This window comes from Lentilitoribacter sp. JB5-8 (assembly GCF_055693385.1).
In genome coordinates this window covers 1,647,760-1,669,010 of sequence record NZ_CM146332.1, presented here as the reverse complement: position 1 = coordinate 1,669,010, position 21,251 = coordinate 1,647,760, and the positions used below count along the sequence as shown (strand labels likewise).

Genomic DNA, 21,251 nt, shown 5'->3' with positions numbered 1-21,251 from the left:
AAGGCCTTTTGCCAGAATTGATGAATTCTGGTGCTAATTATCACAAGCTGCGCTTACAGAGCGGCCTAAACCATCATACAGATCAAGAATTTTGTTAAACCACACCATGACTTCATCGTCCTGCGGCAGAAACTCTGTTGTAGAACAAATTCGACACCATTGTAGGGCACCAAAGACGATATAATCGGCAAATAATGGCTGCTCCCCCCAATGAAAGGTTGATATTTTAGCATATGGCGCAGCGGTTTGACCAAGTTAGGGAATTCTTCAACTGCTTTTGGTTTGCCCAATGAAACCTCTGCCAATGACTTTTTAAACATCTTCTCACGGCCTGTGATGAAATATTCCTGATCCGCACCATTAAGCATTTGGCCAATTTCCTCCACGGCAAGGACAGCCACTTTCGGATGCAAGGTGAGTTGTGACCAACTTTCAATAAATTTGGCATGAGCAATTCCACCAGGGCCGCCAAACAATGAGGGTCTGTCCGGATATGTCTCCTCAAGATAAAGCGCTATCTGGAAGCTATCATTTAAAACATTGTCGCCATCGCGCAAAACCGGAATAATTTTACCCAAACCATTTTCAATCTTTGGCACATCCAAAAAACCCTTTGGGACGCTTTTAAAATCCAAACCTTTATGCGCCAAAGCCATTTTCACCTTCCAGCAATGGGGGCTGAACGGACGCGATTGATCGCTGCCAACAAGATCATAAAGCTGAATGGTCATATTTTACCTCTTGGGTTATTTGGTTATAATGGAAGCTCATTTTTAAGCAGTTTCACCAAGGTCCACAATGACTAATTGTATCAAAAATCTCATATTATCCCTTGTTATCAGCATCGCGATGATCGCCCCTTCAAAGGCACTCGACCCCAATGCAATGACAGATCGCGAGGAATATATCGCGGGGAACACCTACCATGTGCTCATGCATGAAATGGGACATTTGGTGATTGATCAATTGCGCCTTGCCATATTAGGACAGGAAGAAGATGCCGCGGACAATTTTGCAACGATTGCTCTGATTGATGAAGACAGTGAGTTTGCTGATAATGCCCTCGCAAATACCGCTCATTTTTGGTTTGTACTTTCCGATGAGCAAGATTCAGACGCTTCAAGCTTCTTTGCTGAACACGATTTAGATATCCAGCGCGCTTATAGAATAGTCTGCCATTTAGTTGGTGTGGATGCTGAAGCGTTTGAGTATCTTGCTCAGGCCGCGGAATTGTCCGAAGACAATTATGAAACATGTGGCGACAACTTTGAACAGACGGCCGATAGTTGGTTTTCGACCCTTGAGGCCTATAAGCCACACGGGGAATTTGAAAATCAGGTTGAACTGACTTTCCAAGAGCCTTCAAGTGAATTTGAAGATGCGCTCACACTCCTAAAAGACAGTCTTATTATAGAAGATGTCTTGGCTTTTATAAACACACATGTTGCTCTTCCAAATCCAATTACAATTCGCGCTGCATCCTGTGGAGAAGCAAACGCCTTTTACTACAGCGAAGATGTATCGATCACTATGTGCTACGAGCTCATCAATCTTTATGGCCAGATTTTCGATGACACAGAATAGTCGAAATTCCCGCGCTATTGTCTTAAACTCTTTTTGAAATATGCAGCTGCTTTTTTAAAGCAGGATTGGCTCATGCAGATATAGTGGCGATTATCGCGGAGGTGCCAACACAAGTAAGCCATACCACTAAACAACCCAATTTGATTGTTCATTCAAATGATTTGCATAATTATAACTTGCAATTCGACCAACGCTCGCTACAACCGCGGTCATGCTTACGATATCAGATCTTTCCGCTCGAATTGCCGGACGCCTTCTCATCGACCACGCCAATGTCACCCTTCCCACTGGAATGAAGGCCGGGATTGTTGGTCGCAATGGCGCAGGTAAGTCGACTTTGTTTCGCGTCATCACAGGTGATTTTGGCGCTGAAACCGGTGATATATCGCTTCCGCGCAATTGCCGCATAGGGCAAGTGGCTCAGGAAGCGCCATCAACGGAAGATGCTCTTATTGATATTGTTTTAGCCGCAGATAAAGAACGCTCTGAATTGATGGCCGAGGCGGAAACAGCGACTGATCCTGATCGCATTGCGGACATACAAATGCGCCTTGTTGATATCGATGCACATTCAGCTGAATCTCGCGCAGCGTCGATCTTAGCGGGTCTTGGATTTGACCAGGAGGCGCAAAGGCGTCCTGCGTCAAGTTTTTCAGGTGGTTGGCGAATGCGCGTTGCTTTGGCCGCAATCTTGTTTTCACAACCCGATTTATTGCTTTTGGACGAGCCAACCAACTATCTCGATCTTGAGGGAACATTGTGGCTGGAAGCTTATATTCGCGCTTATCCTTACACTGCTATTATCATCAGCCACGACCGGGATTTGCTCAATAATGCCTGTAATGCGATTATCCATTTAGATCAGAAAAAGCTGACGCTCTATAAAGGCAATTACGATCAGTTTGCTCGTCAAAAAGCTGAACAAGATGTATTGCAAGAAAAAGCACGTGTTAAAAACGAAGCGGCGCGAAAACATCTGCAGAGCTTTGTCGATCGTTTTAAAGCCAAAGCCAGCAAAGCAAAACAAGCCCAATCTCGCGTCAAAGCGCTTGAGAAAATGGGAACCGTTGCATCTGTGGTGCATGAACAGGTTTCACAATTTCACTTTCCTGATCCGCAAAAGGCAGTGAGCTCACCTATTATCAAATTGGAAAATGCATCCTGTGGTTATGAAACCGGCAAACCAATATTGCAGAATATCGATCTACGTATCGATAATGATGATCGCATCGCACTGTTGGGCATGAACGGTAACGGCAAATCAACATTTGCAAAACTCATTTCAGACCGATTGCAAAATCAAACAGGTGAGTTGGTTCGCGTTGCCAAACTCAATATTGGATTTTTTGCCCAACACCAACTTGATGATTTGCATGCCGGGGAAACACCTTTTGATCACGTTCGCGCCATTATGCCAGATGCGCCGGAAGCTAAAGTTCGCGCTCGTGTTGCGCAGATGGGATTATCATCTGAAAAAATGGATACGAAGGTCGAGCAACTTTCCGGCGGTGAAAAGGCTCGTCTTTTGATGGGCTTGGCAACTTTTGACGGCCCTCACCTTCTCATTCTCGATGAACCGACAAACCACTTAGATATTGACAGCCGCGCCAGCTTGATCAGAGCATTGACTGAATTTCAGGGCGCTGTGATCCTTATTAGTCACGATCGCTATTTAATCGAAGCGACCGTTGATCGGCTTTGGATTGTCAACGATGGGACAGTTAAATCCTATGACGGTGATATGGACGAGTATCGCGACCTCGTCGTTGGCGGCAAGACCAAAGCAAAGAAACAAGATGAAGATGCGCCTAAAAAACTGTCTAAAGCAGATCAACGCAAACGGGCTGCGCAGGCACGTGAGAAATATAAACCGCTGAAGCGCAAGGTCACCGAAATAGAAAATAAAATTGAGAAGGTAGAAGCCAAGATTGCAAGCATCGATGAACAATTGGCCGATCCGGATATTTATGAAAAAGACCCCGATAAGGTAACAGATATCACCAAAACCCGTGGCGAACTTTTAGCGCAAATTGAAGTTTTGGAAGAAGAATGGACCGAACGTTCTGAAGAATACGAAGCAGCGCTAGCTGCAGGGTAATCCGGCACCAAACGGATGCAAATTATATAATTTAGCAAGAAGGCAAAAAAGCCCACGCGGATTGAACGCGGGGCTTTTTCGTGTTGGTTAGAAACAAACTTAAAAAATAACCAACAGGAGTGTAACTGATTTATATTCAGTTGGTATTTGGCTTGAAGTTTGTTGTCTTTAATAAGGTTTAATCAGATGGGGTCTTTGCTCGTTGATCATTTAGCATTGGTCGAGAAAAGAGCCCGGCAGGAATATCGCGTTGATGTGTATGGGGTGACCGTTGAGGGGTTAAACGGTTTTAAATAATCGCGATATCCGAGCAACGGGCTCTGGTTCTGTAACTTTACATCTGTTTGGATGGCATTTGGGAGGGATATGCCATCCTTGGTCAGATGATCGTCTTACTGATTATCCAAGTGTGCGGAATTCAGATGGTGACAATTTACCATTGCTATCAGCGTCAGCTGCGTTGAAGTCTGCACGGTCCCATTGACCCGTTTTGTTGCGAAGCTCTTTGTATTGAATGAAGCCATCACCAAGTGTGTTGAGTTCATTGGTAACGCCACGGTCGCTTTCAATTTGGTGGAAAGATAGTGCAGACGCACCAGATACAGCCATCATTGATACAGCAGCAAGAGCAATAAGAGTTTTCATAATTTTAGTCCTTTTAAGTGTGGTGCTATTAAGTTTGTGGAGCACCGATTGTTTCATAAGTAAGTGGTTTGTGGTTTTCAGAAGCCCTGATCCGGTTAGGGAGGATATAGGAGCAAGGCTTCTAAAGAGGAGGTCGTTTGAATTAACGCTTTTGGGAATTAGCCAATTGTGCGGAATTCAGTTGGCGACAATTTACCATTGCCGTTTGCATCGGCTGCATCAAAGTCAGCTGCAGAAACGCCTGGGATAGCATCGCTAAGTTCTTTGTAGCTGATTTGACCGTCGCCAGCGCCGATTGCTGCGATAGCATCTTGGTTGCCGATATTGTGGTTGTCAACTTGACCGAAAGACAGTGCAGAAGCACCAGATACAGCCATCATTGATACAGTAGCAAGAGCGATAAGAGTTTTCATAATTTTAGTCCTTTTAAGTGTGGTGCGATAAAGTTTGTTTGTGGTGCACCGGTTTGTTTCAATTAAAGTTTCAAGTTTGTTTTTATCAAAGCGCTTCAGGGTGTTTTGTGGAAACCCGTGTTCGTTTCGATGAGCTAAATGTAGGGTGGAAAAACGAGAAAATAAATTAACATATACACACGCATCCGTGAGCTTGCGTGTGAAGAGATGATGAGTTGTGTGATGGGTAAGGGCTAAAGCCTTACAAACAAAGGTTAACGCGGATTAAGAATTCACAAAGGTGCTCGCGAAAAAAGACTAAACTTTTTTCAAAACAACTATTTTTTCTGCACAAAGGGCAAGAAACACCCCGGTTAAAGTGTGCAACTGTGAGCGTATGTGAGCGTTATGGTGAGAAAATACACCATCAATCTGATCAAAAATCTTGGAAAGACGTAATTTGGAAAATCTTATGTTTCTTACTATCGATCGGTAAAATCTAACGATCAACAAAGTCTAAAATAAAAAACCACCCAAGGATTTCTCCCTGGATGGTTTAACGCTTTCCCTATAAAGCGTCCTAGCTATATAAAGCTGCTGACCGACAGCGCTTTTAATTTACGAGCGCTTATGCTGATTGCTTCACTGCGTTTGCAGGTTGGCTCACAACACGGTTTCGGCCATTTTCTTTTGCTTCGTGCAGATAAACATCTGCCACGTTTAGTACTGAATCAATTGTTTCACCCGGTGCAAACTGCGCCACACCAAAAGATGCAGACAAGCGGATTGATTTACCATTTGCCTGTAGCGGCGTATTGGCAATTTTCGCACGAATTTGTTCAGCTAGAGTTGATGCTGCTTGTAAACCGCCATCGGCGATAAAGACACCAAACTCTTCGCCACCAAGACGAACAACAAGTTTGTCATCTGCATCTGCAAGTTCCATTGTGAGACTTGCAATCGTTTTAAGTACCTTATCACCAATCGCATAACCATATTTGTCATTAAAGCCTTTGAAGTGATCAAGATCAAACATCACGACAGCAGGACATGCGCCAGCTTGATGCGCCTGCGCAACAGTTTGCGCACCTTCATTGAACAAATAGCGACGGTTATAAACATTAGTTAGGAAATCTGTTTGCGCCATGCCATTTAACTGATGCACCAAACGAACGGTTTCAACGTTTTCACCAACGCGCCAGTGGAATTCTTCTGCAGCAAACGGACGTTGCATAAAGTCATTTGCCCCAGCTTTGAGGAATTGTGCAGACATTAAGCTGTTTCCGGTTGAAGACACACCCAAAATGCGCATATTTTTACCAAAACCACCTTTTCGAATGCGTGCGGTGAGCTCATCACCATTCATTCCAGGCATATTGTAATCTGTAATGACCAAGTCAAATTCGTGCCCCTGCTCAAGCAGGTGTAATGCTTCTTCACCGCCATATACGGCATGCACTTGGTATAATTGTTGTTCAAGCAATGACACCATCACGCTTTGTGTTGTTCTTTGATCATCAACCACAAGAATGCGAGAATAACGATTTAGCAGTGCTTTGCGCGCTGTTTCAGCAAGAATGTAAACTGAGTCAGGGCTATCTTTTACGACATAGTCGACAACACGACGGCTTAGCATGCGATCACGCACTTCCTCGGAGAATGTGCCGGTGAATACAATTGTTGGGATATCACGAGAAAGCAATTCATCCATGACTTCACCATTAGGTGCGCCTGGTACATTCAAGTCAGTTAAAGCAATATCATACTGACCAGGGTTGCTGACTACACAATCGAGCACTTCTTCGTAGCTTGCGCAAACTGTGATATTTGCTGCAAATGTTTCTTCAAGCTTAGCCGTGATGATTTCCTGATATGTGCGCGAATCCTCAACCAACAAAATGTTGATGTTACCAAGTACCTGAGCTGCTCCGGCACCTCGTTTAGAATTTCTAAAGCGCATTAAAATCTCCTGACGTCGCAATAATTCACGGCCGACATTTTAATAAAAGCCTTACGATGTTCTTAAAATTTTATCTGGATTTTCGTAAAGATAGACTGTTATTTAGCGACAAAAACCACCTTAACACTATGATTTTATGCCTTTTTAACCCATCTTCTCTCTGGCGTTTGCTGCCAATAGGTTTTTTCAACCCCAGCATCGCTAAGTTGTTTCCACTGCGCTCTGGCTTGTTCGAGTTGAACTTGGTCATGTCCATCAAACATATAAACAATACGCTCACAACTGTCGCTATCAGGTTCGGGGCCCATATCGACAACAAAACGAACTTGCGCATTATTGTCCGCCTTATCTTCCACCGTCAGCAAAATAGGCTGTTGATCACTGAACGCATCTTCTGCCAAACCATGTGCTAGGAAACTGTCATCTCGGAAAGTCCAAAGATGTTGATCAAGCGCTTTCATATTGTCCGGGTCACCACAATGAACGCAGGCTCGCCACCCCCGTTCAAGTGTTTTTTCAAGCAGCTGCGGAAGCGTTTCTTCAAGCCGCGTTTCCGTTAGGTGATAAAACAGCACCTCAGCCATAGCAGGTTCCAATAAAATGCGCGCGCAAATCTAATTCTCGTAGTTTTTCGCAACCAATTCATTCAACAGGCGTACACCAAAACCAGACGCCCACGTCGCTGAGATATCCGTTTTTGGTGAATTCATCGCAGTACCGGCAACATCCAGATGCGCCCAAGGTGTTTCACCAACAAAGCGGTGCAAGAATTGAGCCGCGGTGATTGAACCTGCAAAACGACCGCCAGTATTTTTCATATCTGCAAAGCGTGAATCAATCATTTTGTCATAAGCTTTGTCGATAGGCAGACGCCAAACGCGTTCACGTGTTTGCAACCCGGCTTGCGTGATTTGTTCAGACAATTCATCATCATTTGAAAACAGGCCTGCATGTTCTTGTCCTAATGCAACAAGTACAGCACCTGTTAGCGTTGCCAAATTGATCATGAATTTGGGTTTAAAACGTTCGTTACAGTAATATAGCGCATCGCAGAGTACCAAACGACCTTCTGCATCAGTATTGATGATCTCAATTGTCTGACCTGACATAGATGTAACGATGTCACCTGGACGCTGAGCTTTTCCATCCGGCATATTTTCAACCAGCCCCAAAATACCAACGACATTGGCTTTCGCTTTGCGACCTGCAAGCGCCTTCATCAATCCAATGACGGCTGCAGCACCACCCATATCGCCTTTCATATCTTCCATTCCGCCACCCGGCTTTAGCGAAATGCCACCTGTATCAAACACCACCCCTTTACCTATGAATGCAATTGGATCTTCAGACTTTTTGCCACCATTCCATGTCATGACGGCAAGGCGCGGAGGGCGTTCTGAACCAAGCGCCACACCCAAAAGTGCATGCATGCCAAGCTTTGTCATTTGCTTTTCGGTCAAAATCTCGGTTTTGATGCCCAATTCCTCAAGCGCTTTTGCTTCTGCAGCAAACTCAACCGGACCTAAAGAATTTGCCGGTTCATTGACCAAACGACGCGCTAACACCACACCATCTGCGATCGCTTGGCGTGAGTTATAGGCCTTCTTCACCGCAAGATAGTTGCTTGCCATCATTTTGATTTTGTGCGTTTTTTCAGCACCTTTCTTTTTGGTGACAGTTTTATATTCATCAAAATCATAGGCTCTAAGCGTCATTCCCAATGCAAATTCTGATAAAAGCTCAGGGTCTTGCCCTTGCTTTTCGATATCAGTGAAAATGTGCACCTTTTCCGATGAACCAATCTTTGAAAGTGTTTTACCACCTAGATTGAGCCAGGCATTCTCAGGGTTTCCGCTTTGCGATCCAGCACCAACGACGATGATTTTACCGAAAGGAGAAGCCTTGGGTGCGATGAATGAAAATGAGCCACCTTCGTTTGCGTCAAAACCTGCAAGCTCGGCTGCTTTTGCCATCAGGTCTTCATCGCCAATGAGTTCTGCATGCGCTGGGTATGTGCCATCTTCATCCAAGATAAAAATCGCAAGGTCGCATGCGGCTTTGGATGGTTTTGAGAAACTGAGATCGATTTTCATATGGACATACTCTCTTCGTGTGGGGAATCAATTCGCGATTCGGATTTGATATAGCATCGACATCTATAGCGCTTTTTCCAAGGTTACGAAAGCAACCCAAAGCGTGATAATTGCGTCACATTTTTGACAGATTATTAACCATATTCATTCGTCAAATGTTACCCATTTTCTGAACATATGCTATAATAATAAAGTCGGCTTGGTTTACGTCAATATGCGTTTTGGTATTTTCCATATAATTGCATATTTACAACAGCTTACCTGACGTAAACCAGTGTAATCAACAAAGGCAAATTCGCAAGGTAAATGAAGCAGATTGAACGCTACATATTCGCTCGGATTGCCTTGATCACGTTTTGGGCTGCGACCCTTATTACCATTTTGGCACTCACAACGCAGGTTCTTATCCGTGTGGATGTGCTCACAACATCTGGCAGCGCGATCACCACTTTTGCAACGCTCGCAGCGTCGTTGGTTCCAAAAATGCTGCTGGTAGTTGCGCCTTTTGCGCTTCTCATTGGCATTGGACGTATTCTCACAACAATGAATGACGACAGTGAGCTGGTGGTTATCGAAGCGTCTGGTGCTTCAAACAAATTCATCGTCAAACCAGTTGTATTTTTATCGGTGCTGGTTGGCGTGCTCACCTTAATCATTGCAAATTTTATCGCACCACCTGCGGCAAGAATGCTATATTCAACCATATCAAACGCCAATTCTGATATTATCTCGATCGCAATTAATTCAGGCGGTTTTCAGAAAATTGAAGATGACCTTTATATTCAGGTGAGCGAAAAACTTGCCGGCGGCGAGATGAATGGAATATTTATGTCTGACCGTAGAGACCCTGCTGCGGAATTGATTTACTACGCTCGGTCTGGTGCGATTGTAAAATCGGGCGACTTAAGCCTTCTTGTCATGCGTGATGGTCAAGTTCACAGAGGTTCTGGCAAGGGTGGGCAGACATCCATCATCAATTTTTCATCCTACGCACTGGATATGCAGAGCTTTGTACCCTCTTCACCGGCTGCATCATATAGACCAGCAGAGCTTTACCTGGGTGAATTGATCAATCCAGACACTGCTGAAAATATCAACAAAAGCTGGGTGCGATTTTATGCGTTTCAAATTCACAATCGCCTCTCCGGCTGGCTTTATCCCATCGCATTTGGGTTAGTTATGGTGGCGTTTTTAGGGCGAGCGCAATCACATCGCTCTGATAAAATTCACCTGGTTTCTACAGCTGTTGTTATTTGCATCATTGTGCGCCTGGCCGGGGGTTACGCGCTGGAGAAAACCGAAACTTGGCCGCAGGCCGCAATTTTTGCCTATCTGGTTCCAATACTAACCATTTTATATTTCTCTTTTGTCATTACGAGTGGTCGACAGATCAAGCTTCCAAAATTTTGGTTGCGAATGGGAGAAGGCATACTTTCGCTTGGGGAAAGAACTTTCAACCGGCAAAAGCACAAGGATAAGGTGGGATTGGCATGAGCATATATTCCACCAAATTTGGAACGCTGCAAAGATATATTGGGCGCAAATATTTAGTCGCCTTCGGTATCAATTTTTTAGTTCTTATTGCGCTGATCTTTATGGTCGATTTTAGTGAAAACGCACGTCGTTTTTCAACAGTACCAGGCTATTCAGCAAGCGTAATGGCTTTCCTGACTGTTTTAAAAATACCTGCACTTGTGCAAGTTACCATTCCATTTGTGATTTTGATCGCTTCCATGTCCACCATCATGGGACTTAATCGCAAATATGAATTGGTAATCGCACGAGCAAGTGGGCTTTCCGCTTGGCAGTTTTTAACGCCGCTTCTGATCTGTAATCTCATCATAGGCATCTTGAGCGTCACAGCGCTTAACCCGCTTGGCGCATATACTGCAAAACTTGGCACGCAGGTCGCTGCAGAAGTCGGGTTTGGTGGTGGTTTAAATTCGACAAACAACAATGCGCCCTGGCTTCGTCAAGTAACCGACGAAGGTAGCGCGATAATTGGCGGACGTAGCTCAACACAAAATGGCCAGATCTTGAATGATGTTACAATCCTTCGATTTAATGATGATAATACTGTGAAAGATCGCGTGGATGCGGATACCGCAACCTTGTCAGATGGATTTTGGATATTGAGCAACGCGCGCACAACAACAAGCGGACAACAAGCAATTGTGCAGGATGAACTGCTCGTTAAAACAAATTTACAGGCTGAATTTATCGAAGAAACATTTGCATCCGCAGATTCGGTTTCGTTTTTCGAATTGCCAAATAAGATAGACGCAGCAAACTCGTTTGGGTTGAAGGCTAACGCTTATTCAATGAAATTGCACCAATTAGTTGCGTTGCCAGCGCTCCTGGTTGCGATGACATTGATCGCAGCGATGGTTTCCCTCACTTTTGTTCGCTTTGGGCAATCACTTTATTCGATTCTTGGTGGAATCTTTTGCGGGTTTCTGCTTTATGTCATATCAGAACTTATAACCGCATTTGGGGTGGCTGGTTCCGTCCCACCAATTGTGGCCGCTTGGGTGCCAGTTATTGTCGCCTCAACTATTGGAACAACAGTGCTATTACACAAGGAGGATGGTTAGTTGAGTATTGAGTACCACAAACATATGTGGAAAATGACTAGCGGTCTGAAGACAAAAAAAATGGCAGTTATTGCTGCATGTGCAGCGATATCCCCACTCCTCTTAGCACCATTGTCCCCTGCTTTGGCGCAGAGCCTAAACTCGGGCAATCTTGAGGCAGCTCAACTTCCTGAAGATACCAAACTACTATTAGCCGCAGATGAGCTAACCTACAATCAGGATCTTGATTTGGTTATTGCAAAGGGCGGTGTTCAAATTGATTATGGCCCATATCAACTCGTTGCCCGCCAGGTTGAATATAACCAAAACACAGGCCGGGTACGTGCGATTGGCAATGTTGAACTTATTGAACCAAACGGCAATCGCATTTTTGCGGATGAGTTGGATATCACGGATAACTTCTCAGATGGTTTTGTTGAAGCACTTCGGGTCGAAACACCTGACAACACTCGCATAGCGGCTTCAAGCGCCCAACGTAGCGGCAGTAATATAACAGTTTTGAACAATGGGGTTTATACCGCGTGTCCAAAATGTGAAAAAGACCCAACAAAACCGCCATTTTGGCAAATTAAAGCCGCCCGCGTTATCCAAAACGATGAAGAACGCACCATACGCTTTGAAAGTCCTGTGTTTGAGATTGGTGGCGTTCCAATTTTACGATTGCCATCGTTTACTATTCCCAATCATGACAACAGGCGCCGCAGCGGGTTCTTGTTTCCATCAGCTGGCTACTCATCAAAACTCGGCTATTTTGCAAAAGTTCCGTATTATTTTGCTTTGGCTCCAGACATGGATGCAACGGTTACAGCAGGTGGATTTAGCAAAGCTGGTTTTTTAACCGAAGTAGAGTTTAGACAAAAATTTAATAAGGGTAGCCATACGCTTTTAGTTGCCGGCGCGCACCAGCATGACCCAATTCATTTTGATGAATTCGCCGGACACGCAACAACTGACGGACTTGAAACCAATCGAGGATTTATAGCTTCTAAAGCTGAATTCCAATTGGATGATAAATGGAAGTTAGGTTGGAATGGTATGTACCAAACCGATCAAAACTTTGCCCGCACTTTTGCAATTGAAGGTTATAGTTCTGCGCGACAAACTTCTGAAGCTTATTTAACAGGCCTTGGAACCACGAGTTACTTCGACGCGCATGTATTTAAGTTCGATGTGCAAACCGACGTAATAACCAGCTCTGCAGAAGATCAGCAGGCTGTTGTTTATCCAGTTATCGATTATCATCGTATCTTTAACAATGGTGTCACTGGTGGCGATCTTAAATTTACATTCAACAGTCAGCATCTTTCCAGAGAAACATCTCAGGCGATATCCGGCCGGACAACAGGTCTTGACGGCAATAACGGTCGTGTCACTGCCGAACTTGAATGGAAAAAACAGTTCGTGACCGATTCTGGTTTGGTTTTGACCCCAATTTTAGCGGCTCGTGGTGATTATCATCATTTTGACGTTGATACAGCGCCAGCAGGGCTGACCAGCGGAACGAATGCATCTCGTGGAACTGTGACAGCAGGTATTGAAGCGAAGTACCCATTGTTAATCTCTGCAGGCTCATCAACACATGTTCTTGAACCTGTGGCGCAGATATTTGCACGAAATGATGAAAAGCTGTCCGGTGGTCTTCCAAATGAAGATGCACAAAGCTTCGTGTTTGATGCATCCAACCTATTTGAGCGTGATAAGTTCTCAGGATTTGACCGCGTTGAAGGTGGTACCCGCGCGAATGTCGGGTTCCGTTATACCGGTTCATACTCAAATGGATTTACAACACACGCAGTGTTTGGTCAGTCATTCCACTTGGGCGGCCAAAACTCATTTGCCCAGACGGACCTCACCGGCGCCGGTGCAGATTCTGGTTTGGAAACCGACCGCAGTGATATTGTTGGTGCGTTTACCGTTGATAGCGGTCAAGGATTTTCTGTCACAGCCGGTGCACGTTTTGATAAAGATGACTTTGAAATCGAGCGCTCAACTTTATCTGCGAAATATCAAGACACCGATTTCTCGGCAAGTGTTTCACACACGCGAATTGCAGCTCAAACTGGATATGGCTCAACTTCAGACCGAGAAGAAGTAACAGCAAACTTATCACTTAATTTTGCTGATGATTGGCGGGTGTTCGGTGGTACTACGTATGATATTGATGCAACAAATTTCACAAAGTCTCGAGTGGGTCTAGCCTATGAAAACGAATGCTTTATCATCACCGGAGTTTATAATCATAAACATTCAACAAGTTCAGCAGAATCTGAATGGGATGTTGGTCTTCGCATGAGTTTCCGAACATTAGGCACGCTAAATGTTGGTGACACTGCGGTCGGTCGGAAGTTTTAAAGTTGGTAAAACCCCTGTCATAATTTCACCTGATAAATGGGTATAGTAACAAGGGTTTTAATTTTTGGGGCAAGCTTTAGAGGAGCCAACCATGGCGGTATTGATGGCATTAAAAACGAAGAAAGCACTTGCGACAGGCGCATTAGCGCTTGCATTAACGCTGGGCAATGGAATCTATGCAACGAGCGACGTTCAGGCTTCGAGTGAAATCAAAATTGTTGTTAACAATCAAGCAATTACGAGCAGGGACTTAACACGACGCACGGCATTGCTACGCCTTCAGCGTCAGTCTGGCAAGCTATCGACAAAGGCGCGAGAGCAGCTTATCGAAGAAGCTTTGATCCGTCAGGAGCTTACAAGCCGCAGCGCATTGCCAAGTCAGTCCGAAGTTGACGTTGCCTTTGCAAATTTTGCCTCAGGCAATGGCATGTCTGCCAAACGAATGGCATCAATCCTCAACCAGGCTGGTGTTGGCTCGAAACATTTTAAAGAATTTATTCGCCTTCAAATCGGTTGGCCGCGCATGGTTTCAGCAAGATATGGGACCTCAGGCAAACTCAGCACTCAGGATCTTGTGGCAAAAATGCTTGAGCGTGGAGAAGATAAGCCAACAACAACTGAATATATCCTGCAGCAGGTTATTTTTGTGGTTCCCTCATCAAAGCGCAGCAAATCGGCATTAAACCGCCGTAATACCGAGGCCAAACGTTTTCGCCCAAATATAGACAGCTGTGAGACGACAAAACAAAAGGCAGTTGGGCTAAAGGACGTTACAGTGCGTAATCTTGGTAGGTTCCTACAGCCAGAATTACCAAGAGAGTGGACGCCGTTGATCAAAAAAACGGACGTCAACAAGCCCACAACGACCCGCATTACGGAAAAAGGCGTAGAATTCTTAGTTGTTTGCAAATCAAGAAGCGTTTCAGATGACAAAGCCGCTGAAATGGTATTTCGCCTAGAACAACAAGAATCTGGTGAAGCCAGTGCAAATTCGAAAAAGTATCTGGATGACTTACGGCGTCGTGCGGTCATCGCAAATCGATAATCGATTACGATATTAAGGAATAAAGCTATGAGTGCTGCGCCACTTGGCCTGACTATGGGTGACCCGTCGGGCATCGGTCTTGATTTGAGTTTGAAGGCCTGGTGTAAGCGCAAGGAACTTGATCTGCCAAGTTTCATCTATATTGGCGATATTGATGCTTTAAATGCTCGCGCAAACTTGCTGAACCTAGATGTTACGGTGAAAGAAACACCTATTGCGGATGCAGAACAAAGCTTTGAGAGTGTTATTCCTGCCATTCATTTGCCTACAGCAACATCGGTTGTAGCTGGAGAGCCAAATTCTGACAATTCCGGTGCGATTGTTGGCGCGATTGATCAGGCCGTTAGTTTGGCAAAATCGGGTACTTTGTCAGGTGTGGTGACCAACCCAATCGCAAAATCAGTTCTATATGAGGCAGGCTTTAAACATCCCGGTCATACAGAATATCTCGCAAGTCTTTCAAAAGATGAAAACGGAAATGAACCGTTGCCTGTAATGTTGCTATCTGGACCGGAACTTAGAACCGTGCCGGTGACAATTCATATTCCTCTGATGTCCGTAATGGATCATCTAACTACCGAACTTATTGTCCAAACATGCGAGATCACTGCACGCGATTTGACAAACAGATTTGGTCTTAAAAGCCCGCGTCTTGCGATTTCAGGATTGAACCCACATGCGGGTGAAGATGGTGCTTTGGGTCATGAAGACGCAAAATATATTGCACCGGCGATTGCGCAACTGAAAGCAAAAGGCATTGATGTTGCAGGTCCCCTTCCCGCTGATACGATGTTCCATGAAGATGCGCGACCAAATTATGATGTCGCGATTTGCATGTATCATGATCAAGCCCTTATACCCGCAAAGGCGCTCGGGTTCCATGATGCTGTCAATGCAACGCTTGGCCTGCCGTTTATTCGTACATCTCCAGATCATGGAACTGCTTTTTCCATTGCTGGCAAAAACATCGCGCGAGAAGACAGCTTGGTTGCTGCCATTAAAATGGCTGGTGAAATGGCTCTATTTAGCGCACAGAAAGACGTATGAGATGGCGACTATTGATGGACTACCGCCACTGCGAGACGTCATTGAGACCCATGAACTTGCGGCAAAAAAAGCGCTTGGTCAGAACTTTCTGTTAGATCTAAATCTGACTCAGAAAATAGCCCGTGATGGTGGAGATTTAACAAATAATACTATTATAGAGATTGGACCGGGGCCTGGTGGGCTCACGCGAGCAATCTTATCTCTTCATGCAAAAAAACTGATCTCCATTGAACGCGATGCACGATGTTTGCCAGCATTGGCCGAAATTTCTGATCATTATGACGGTAAGCTTGAAGTGATTGAAGCTGATGCGCTCACCGTTGATCTGTCGCAATTTGCCCGCGATAAGCAGATAAAAATCATCGCCAATCTACCTTATAATGTCGGCACACAATTGCTGACAAATTGGCTGACATCTTCTGTTGATAATCCATTTTGGTCGAGTATGACCCTTATGTTCCAAAAAGAAGTCGGTCAACGCATTGTCGCGCGTGTTGGTGACAAACACTATGGCAGATTGGGTGTGCTATGCGGCTGGATGACCCATGCGAGCATTTCATTTGATGTTAATCGTGAAGCCTTTAGCCCACCACCAAAAGTAACCTCGTCAATTGTGCATTTAGAACCCAAAACAGACCGTATTCCCTGCGATTTGAAAAAGCTGGAACACGTTACCCAAAATGCTTTTGGACAACGACGTAAAATGTTGCGGCAAAGCCTTAAGCCACTTGGTGGAGAGGCATTGCTTGAGACTGTGGGGATTGACCCTACACGGCGCGCGGAAACACTGGAGATTGAAGAGTTTTGCGCACTTGCAAATGCAATTTAATGCTTAAGAACCCTTTGATAAGCTCTCAATAAAATCAAAAAGGCCCGGTCGGCGGTCACGGCGCAAACGCTCCGCATCCACAATGCTTTTCACCGATGAAAACGCCACATTTAAGTCCTCATTGACGACAACATAATCATATTCACCCCAGTGGGACATTTCGTCAGCTGCATTTGCGAGACGTTTTTGAATGACCTCAGCTGTATCTTCAGCACGGCGGTTCAGACGCGCACGCAATTCTTCAAATGATGGCGGCAAAATAAAGATCGACACAACATCAGCTGCCATCTTATCTTGCAATTGTAGCGCCCCTTGCCAGTCGATATCAAACAACATATCACGGCCTTCAGACAATGCGTTTTCTGCGGCTTCTCTTGGCGTTCCATAATAATTGCCATGGACTTCCGCCCATTCCAAAAGGCCGTCACTGTCTCGTAATCTTAAAAACTCAGTCTCTGTGACAAAGTGATAGTGCACACCTTCAATTTCGCTGTCGCGGCGCGGTCTGGTGGTGACACTCACAGACAAGCTCAAGCCTTTGTCTTTATCGAGTAAATTGCGGGCAATTGTCGATTTACCAGCACCTGAAGGAGATGATAAAACCAGCATTAATCCGCGTCGCTGGATGGATTTAGAAGTTGGTGTTTCACTCATCGCAGTTATTCCACATTTTGAATCTGCTCTCGGAATTGATCTACGAGAACTTTCAGCTCTAGTCCAATTGCTGTTACCGTTGTAGCATTGGACTTTGAACAAATGGTATTACATTCACGGTTAAACTCTTGGGCTAAGAAATCAAGTCTACGCCCGATGGGACCACCGTCATTTATAAGCGTATTGGCTGCATCAATATGGGCAAGCAAACGATCAATTTCTTCCTGCAGGTCCGCCTTAGTTGCCAAAATGGCTGCTTCTACATAAAGCCGTTCTTCGTCAAAATTGGAATTTGATTCAATCAGATTTTGTACCTGTTGATGCAATCGCTCTTTAATGGCGTCTTTGCTTCTTGAAGGATCTGCTATTACTTTTTGTACCAGTTGAGAGATCTCAGATACTTGGCCTTGCAAGACATCTGCTAGAGCTTTTCCTTCAGCCTCACGTGCCGTTAAAAGCCCATTTAGCGCGGTTTCAAAACCCTGCTCGATGTCTGAGAATAATTGGGATTGTTCCTCGTTTGAACGCTCAACGTGGCGCTCTTCCAGAACCCCGCGAATGGCTAGAATTCCATCGGTGCTCGGTTTATCAAACCCTTGTTCCTCAAGGTTCTTTGAAATTTTTAAAACGCTTTCGAGTGCTGATTGATTAACAACCAGTTCGGTTGCGGCACCTTGTTCTTTGGCAGTCAGTGATATTTGCAAATTTCCACGCGTTAGAACCTCAGCGCATTTGCCACGCATTTTTTGCTCAAGTCCCTCAAAGCCTGAAGGAATGCGCATTCGAATATCCAAGCCTTTGCCGTTAACCGCACGCAATTCCCACATCCAGGCGACATTGCTGCAAACTCCATCTGAGCTCGCATATCCGGTCATTGAGCAAACAGCCATGAATTCCCCTTAGATTATAACGTCTTATATGCGTGCAAATTGAACTACGTTTCTAATTAGTTCGATGAACTATCAGATTGCGCAGCTTTTCTTCGCTCAGCTTCAATTTTGCGCCATTCAGCCACATTTGCATTGTGCTCCGCAAGCGTTTTTGCAAATGCGTGGCCACCTGTACCGTCGGCGACGAAGAACAGATCTTCAGTCCGCGAAGGATTAATAACTGCTTCCATAGCTTGCAGACCTGGATTAGCAATTGGTGTTGGGGGCAATCTATCAATTTGATAAGTGTTATACTCAGTCTTTTTATCAAGATCACTTTGATAAATAGGTCTGCCAGAAGGTTTTCCCTGACCACCAAAGATACCATAAATGATGGTTGGATCAGACTGCAGGCGCATGCCTTTGTTTAAACGATTGATGAATACACCGGCAACCAAAGGACGCTCATCTGCTTGACCTGTCTCTTTTTCAACAATCGAGGCTAAGATTACCATTTCCTCTTTTGTTTTGATCGGAAGGTCGGCCACACGTCGCTCCCATAAACGATCAACCGCTCGCGTTTGCGCGCTCGTCATCTGGTCTATTATTTCCTGACGTGTTGTTCCGCGTGAATATTTATATGTATTCGGCAGCAAGCTTCCTTCTGGAGGCAATTCCTCAGGTAAATCTCCGGTTAGATCCTCGTCATTTTTCAAACGCTCAAAGATTTGGAAAACCGTTAGTCCTTCAGGGGCTGTGAAGGAATACAAGATGGACTTGCCAGATTGCAGCAGCTCCATAATATCGCGCATTGAAGACCGCGCTTTAATCTCATATTCACCCGCTTTTAGAGAATCGCCATCTAACAAAACACCAGAGGCATGTCGGAATATACGCGAATCTGTGACGAGGCCCGCCGCTTCAAGATCATTCGCAATAGATACCAAACTTGCACCATCGCGCACAACAAAACTTGTGGTTTGCGCAAGTGGTCCCTCACGTTCAAACAGTATTTTGCCAAGATAAAGTGCACCACCTGCAGCCAAAGTAACCAAGAACAACGACGTCATCAAAAAGTTTAGGAATATCACTGTTTGCGAACGCGCGCGTTTTGAACGAACTCGCTGCGGAGGTTGCGGCGCTTTTTGCGGTTTGAGTGCTTGCGTCGGCGAGACCGGAATTATCGGCCGCTTGCTTTCGTTATTGCTATTATCGTCACTCAAATCAGATCCAGCTCTCTATTCGGTTTACCAGAATTTCCAACAGCATTTATAGCTAAATTTTATGGCAAAAACAGAGCAAAAAGAACAATAAAGCTGATTTATTCATATCTTTTAAGGATCAAAGACGCATTCGTACCGCCGAACCCAAATGAGTTTGACAACGCAACATTGACTTCTCGCTTACGCGCAACTTTTGGTACTAAGTCGATTTTCGTTTCGACAGCTGGATTATCAAGGTTCAACGTAGGTGGAACGATGTTATCGCGAATAGCAAGGGCTGAGAAAATTGCCTCAACAGAACCTGCAGCACCAAGCAAATGTCCAATGGCTGATTTTGTTGAAGACATTGAAACTTTATCAACACTGTCGCCAACAAGGCGCTCTACAGCGCCAAGCTCAATTGTATCTGCCATGGTCGATGTACCATGCGCGTTAATGTAATCAAGTTCGCTTGCATCCATCCCAGCACGTTTTAGCGCCATTTTCATACAGCGATAGGCGCCATCACCATCTTCTGAAGGCGCTGTGATATGGTAAGCATCACCTGAGAGCCCGTAACCAACAACCTCTGCAATGATGTTTGCACCGCGGGCTTTGGCGTGTTCAAGTTCCTCAAGCACCATAATGCCTGAACCTTCACCCATGACAAAACCATCGCGGTCAATGTCATAGGGACGAGACGCTGATTGCGGATCATCATTATATTTTGTCGACAATGCTTTACATGCGGCAAATCCGGCAATGGAAATACGGCAAACAGGGGATTCAGCACCACCGGCCACCATAACATCAGCATCACCGAGCGCGATTAAACGGCTCGCATCGCCAATTGCATGCGCACCTGTTGAACAGGCAGTCACAACAGAATGGTTAGGTCCTTTAAGACCAAAACGAATTGAGACTTGTCCGGCTGCTAGATTGATCAAACGCCCTGGAATGAAAAATGGGGAAATTCTGCGTGGTCCGCGTTCTTTCAGCGTCTCACCAGCATCAACAATACCCTGTAGACCACCGATACCTGAACCGATCAACACGCCTGTTGCGCATCTTTCGTCTTCGGTTTTTGGCTCCCAGCCTGCGTCTTTCAGTGCAAGTTCAGATGCTGCTAAGGCATATGTGATAAACGGATCGACCTTGCGTTGCTCTTTTGGCTCCATCCAATCATCGGCGATATACGCACCTTCGACACTTGGATCAGTAGGTAATTGGCAAGCGATTTGCGCAGCAATATCATCGACCTGAAAGTCAGTGATCCGCTTGGCCGCATTTTGGCCTTCCAGCAATCTTTTCCATGAGATTTCACTGCCGCTACCTAGCGGCGACACCATACCTGTTCCGGTAATTACAACACGTCTCATTGTTGAATGGCCCCTTGGTGGACTCTTTCCAATATGTGGCTTGAAAAGAGGGTAAAACGTTGAGCAAATGTTCGGCTATATGAGCAAACGCTAAATAGCAAAAAAAGGGCTGGCACAACACCAACCCTCTTTAAAATTTTGGATCGAATTAAGCTTGTGCTTTTTCGATGAATGAAACAGCGTCACCAACAGTTAGAATAGTGTCAGCTGCATCATCTGGAATTTCAATGCTGAATTCTTCTTCGAAAGCCATTACCAACTCGACTGTGTCGAGAGAATCTGCGCCTAGATCATCGATGAAGCTAGCGCCTGGAATTACTTTTTCAGCTTCTACACCTAGGTGCTCGACTACGATTTTACCTACGCGATCTTTAATATCACTCATGTCGGTTCATGACCTCTTTTTGTTTAATTTCATTTTTGGTAGCTTCATACCACCAACAAATCAAGTTTTCTCTGCTTCAATTTAGTTCAAAAACCGCAATGTTCAACACCTAACTTGTGTTTC

At 45.0% G+C, this 21,251-nt stretch carries 18 protein-coding genes and 1 pseudogene; 8 read left to right on the top strand and 11 right to left on the bottom strand.

Annotated features, from left to right (window positions below):
• Nucleotides 1-33 precede the first annotated feature (33 nt).
• Nucleotides 34-731: pseudogene (locus ACZ1GZ_RS07960) on the bottom strand (glutathione S-transferase family protein).
• A 67-nt stretch (nt 732-798) separates the two neighbouring features.
• Here ACZ1GZ_RS07960 and ACZ1GZ_RS07955 point away from each other — a divergent pair.
• Nucleotides 799-1,584 carry a DUF4344 domain-containing metallopeptidase gene (locus ACZ1GZ_RS07955; RefSeq protein ID WP_472667971.1) on the top strand — a complete coding sequence of 262 codons (786 nt, stop codon included), beginning with the start codon at nt 799-801 and terminating at the stop codon, nt 1,582-1,584.
• A gap of 211 nt (nt 1,585-1,795) precedes the next feature.
• Complete coding sequence (locus tag ACZ1GZ_RS07950; protein ID WP_472667970.1) at nt 1,796-3,682, top strand: ABC-F family ATP-binding cassette domain-containing protein; 1,887 nt, start codon at nt 1,796-1,798, stop codon at nt 3,680-3,682.
• A gap of 399 nt (nt 3,683-4,081) precedes the next feature.
• Here ACZ1GZ_RS07950 and ACZ1GZ_RS07945 read toward each other — a convergent pair whose 3' ends face one another.
• The 5 genes from ACZ1GZ_RS07945 to ACZ1GZ_RS07925 form a co-directional block, all read right to left on the bottom strand.
• Nucleotides 4,082-4,327 carry a hypothetical protein gene (locus ACZ1GZ_RS07945; protein ID WP_472667969.1) on the bottom strand — a complete coding sequence of 82 codons (246 nt, stop codon included), beginning with the start codon at nt 4,325-4,327 and terminating at the stop codon, nt 4,082-4,084.
• A gap of 158 nt (nt 4,328-4,485) precedes the next feature.
• Nucleotides 4,486-4,740, bottom strand: a complete 255-nt coding sequence (locus ACZ1GZ_RS07940; protein WP_472664614.1) for a hypothetical protein — start codon at nt 4,738-4,740, stop codon at nt 4,486-4,488.
• A 607-nt stretch (nt 4,741-5,347) separates the two neighbouring features.
• Nucleotides 5,348-6,679 carry a GGDEF domain-containing response regulator gene (locus ACZ1GZ_RS07935; RefSeq protein ID WP_472667968.1) on the bottom strand — a complete coding sequence of 444 codons (1,332 nt, stop codon included), beginning with the start codon at nt 6,677-6,679 and terminating at the stop codon, nt 5,348-5,350.
• 134 nt (nt 6,680-6,813) lie between these two features.
• Entirely contained in the window at nt 6,814-7,263 is a 450-nt protein-coding gene (locus tag ACZ1GZ_RS07930; protein ID WP_472667967.1) for a DNA polymerase III subunit chi, read from the bottom strand.
• A gap of 30 nt (nt 7,264-7,293) precedes the next feature.
• Nucleotides 7,294-8,772 (bottom strand): leucyl aminopeptidase, encoded by a 1,479-nt coding sequence (locus ACZ1GZ_RS07925; RefSeq protein ID WP_472667966.1) that lies wholly within the window; start codon nt 8,770-8,772, stop codon nt 7,294-7,296.
• Between the two features lie 306 nt (nt 8,773-9,078).
• Between ACZ1GZ_RS07925 and ACZ1GZ_RS07920 the strand changes: the two genes are divergently transcribed.
• From ACZ1GZ_RS07920 to rsmA, 6 genes are all read left to right on the top strand, one after another.
• Nucleotides 9,079-10,266, top strand: a complete 1,188-nt coding sequence (locus ACZ1GZ_RS07920) for an LptF/LptG family permease (protein ID WP_472667965.1) — start codon at nt 9,079-9,081, stop codon at nt 10,264-10,266.
• Entirely contained in the window at nt 10,263-11,366 is a 1,104-nt protein-coding gene (gene lptG, locus ACZ1GZ_RS07915; RefSeq protein WP_472667964.1) for an LPS export ABC transporter permease LptG, read from the top strand. Before ACZ1GZ_RS07920 ends, lptG begins: the two co-directional genes overlap by 4 nt.
• Nucleotides 11,367-11,426: 60 nt before the next feature.
• A complete protein-coding gene (locus ACZ1GZ_RS07910) occupies nt 11,427-13,718 on the top strand; it encodes an LPS-assembly protein LptD (protein WP_472667963.1) in 2,292 nt (763 codons plus the stop codon).
• A gap of 91 nt (nt 13,719-13,809) precedes the next feature.
• Entirely contained in the window at nt 13,810-14,763 is a 954-nt protein-coding gene (locus ACZ1GZ_RS07905; RefSeq protein WP_472667962.1) for a SurA N-terminal domain-containing protein, read from the top strand.
• A 27-nt stretch (nt 14,764-14,790) separates the two neighbouring features.
• A complete protein-coding gene (gene pdxA, locus ACZ1GZ_RS07900) occupies nt 14,791-15,810 on the top strand; it encodes a 4-hydroxythreonine-4-phosphate dehydrogenase PdxA (protein ID WP_472667961.1) in 1,020 nt (339 codons plus the stop codon).
• 1 nt (nt 15,811) lies between these two features.
• The gene (gene rsmA / locus ACZ1GZ_RS07895) at nt 15,812-16,639 is read left to right on the top strand and encodes a 16S rRNA (adenine(1518)-N(6)/adenine(1519)-N(6))-dimethyltransferase RsmA (RefSeq protein ID WP_472667960.1); all 828 of its coding nucleotides are present in this window, start codon (nt 15,812-15,814) and stop codon (nt 16,637-16,639) included.
• Nucleotides 16,640-16,642: 3 nt separating this feature from the next.
• Here rsmA and gmk read toward each other — a convergent pair whose 3' ends face one another.
• From gmk to ACZ1GZ_RS07870, 5 genes are all read right to left on the bottom strand, one after another.
• Nucleotides 16,643-17,293, bottom strand: a complete 651-nt coding sequence (gmk, locus tag ACZ1GZ_RS07890; protein ID WP_472667959.1) for a guanylate kinase — start codon at nt 17,291-17,293, stop codon at nt 16,643-16,645.
• 5 nt (nt 17,294-17,298) lie between these two features.
• On the bottom strand, nt 17,299-18,183 hold the full coding sequence (locus tag ACZ1GZ_RS07885) for a YicC/YloC family endoribonuclease (RefSeq protein WP_472667958.1): 885 nt from the start codon (nt 18,181-18,183) through the stop codon (nt 17,299-17,301).
• A gap of 56 nt (nt 18,184-18,239) precedes the next feature.
• Nucleotides 18,240-19,385 (bottom strand): endolytic transglycosylase MltG, encoded by a 1,146-nt coding sequence (gene mltG, locus ACZ1GZ_RS07880; protein ID WP_472667957.1) that lies wholly within the window; start codon nt 19,383-19,385, stop codon nt 18,240-18,242.
• A gap of 98 nt (nt 19,386-19,483) precedes the next feature.
• Complete coding sequence (fabF, locus tag ACZ1GZ_RS07875) at nt 19,484-20,743, bottom strand: beta-ketoacyl-ACP synthase II (protein WP_472667956.1); 1,260 nt, start codon at nt 20,741-20,743, stop codon at nt 19,484-19,486.
• A 148-nt stretch (nt 20,744-20,891) separates the two neighbouring features.
• Nucleotides 20,892-21,128 (bottom strand): acyl carrier protein, encoded by a 237-nt coding sequence (locus tag ACZ1GZ_RS07870; protein WP_472667955.1) that lies wholly within the window; start codon nt 21,126-21,128, stop codon nt 20,892-20,894.
• Between the last annotated feature and the right edge of the window lie 123 nt (nt 21,129-21,251).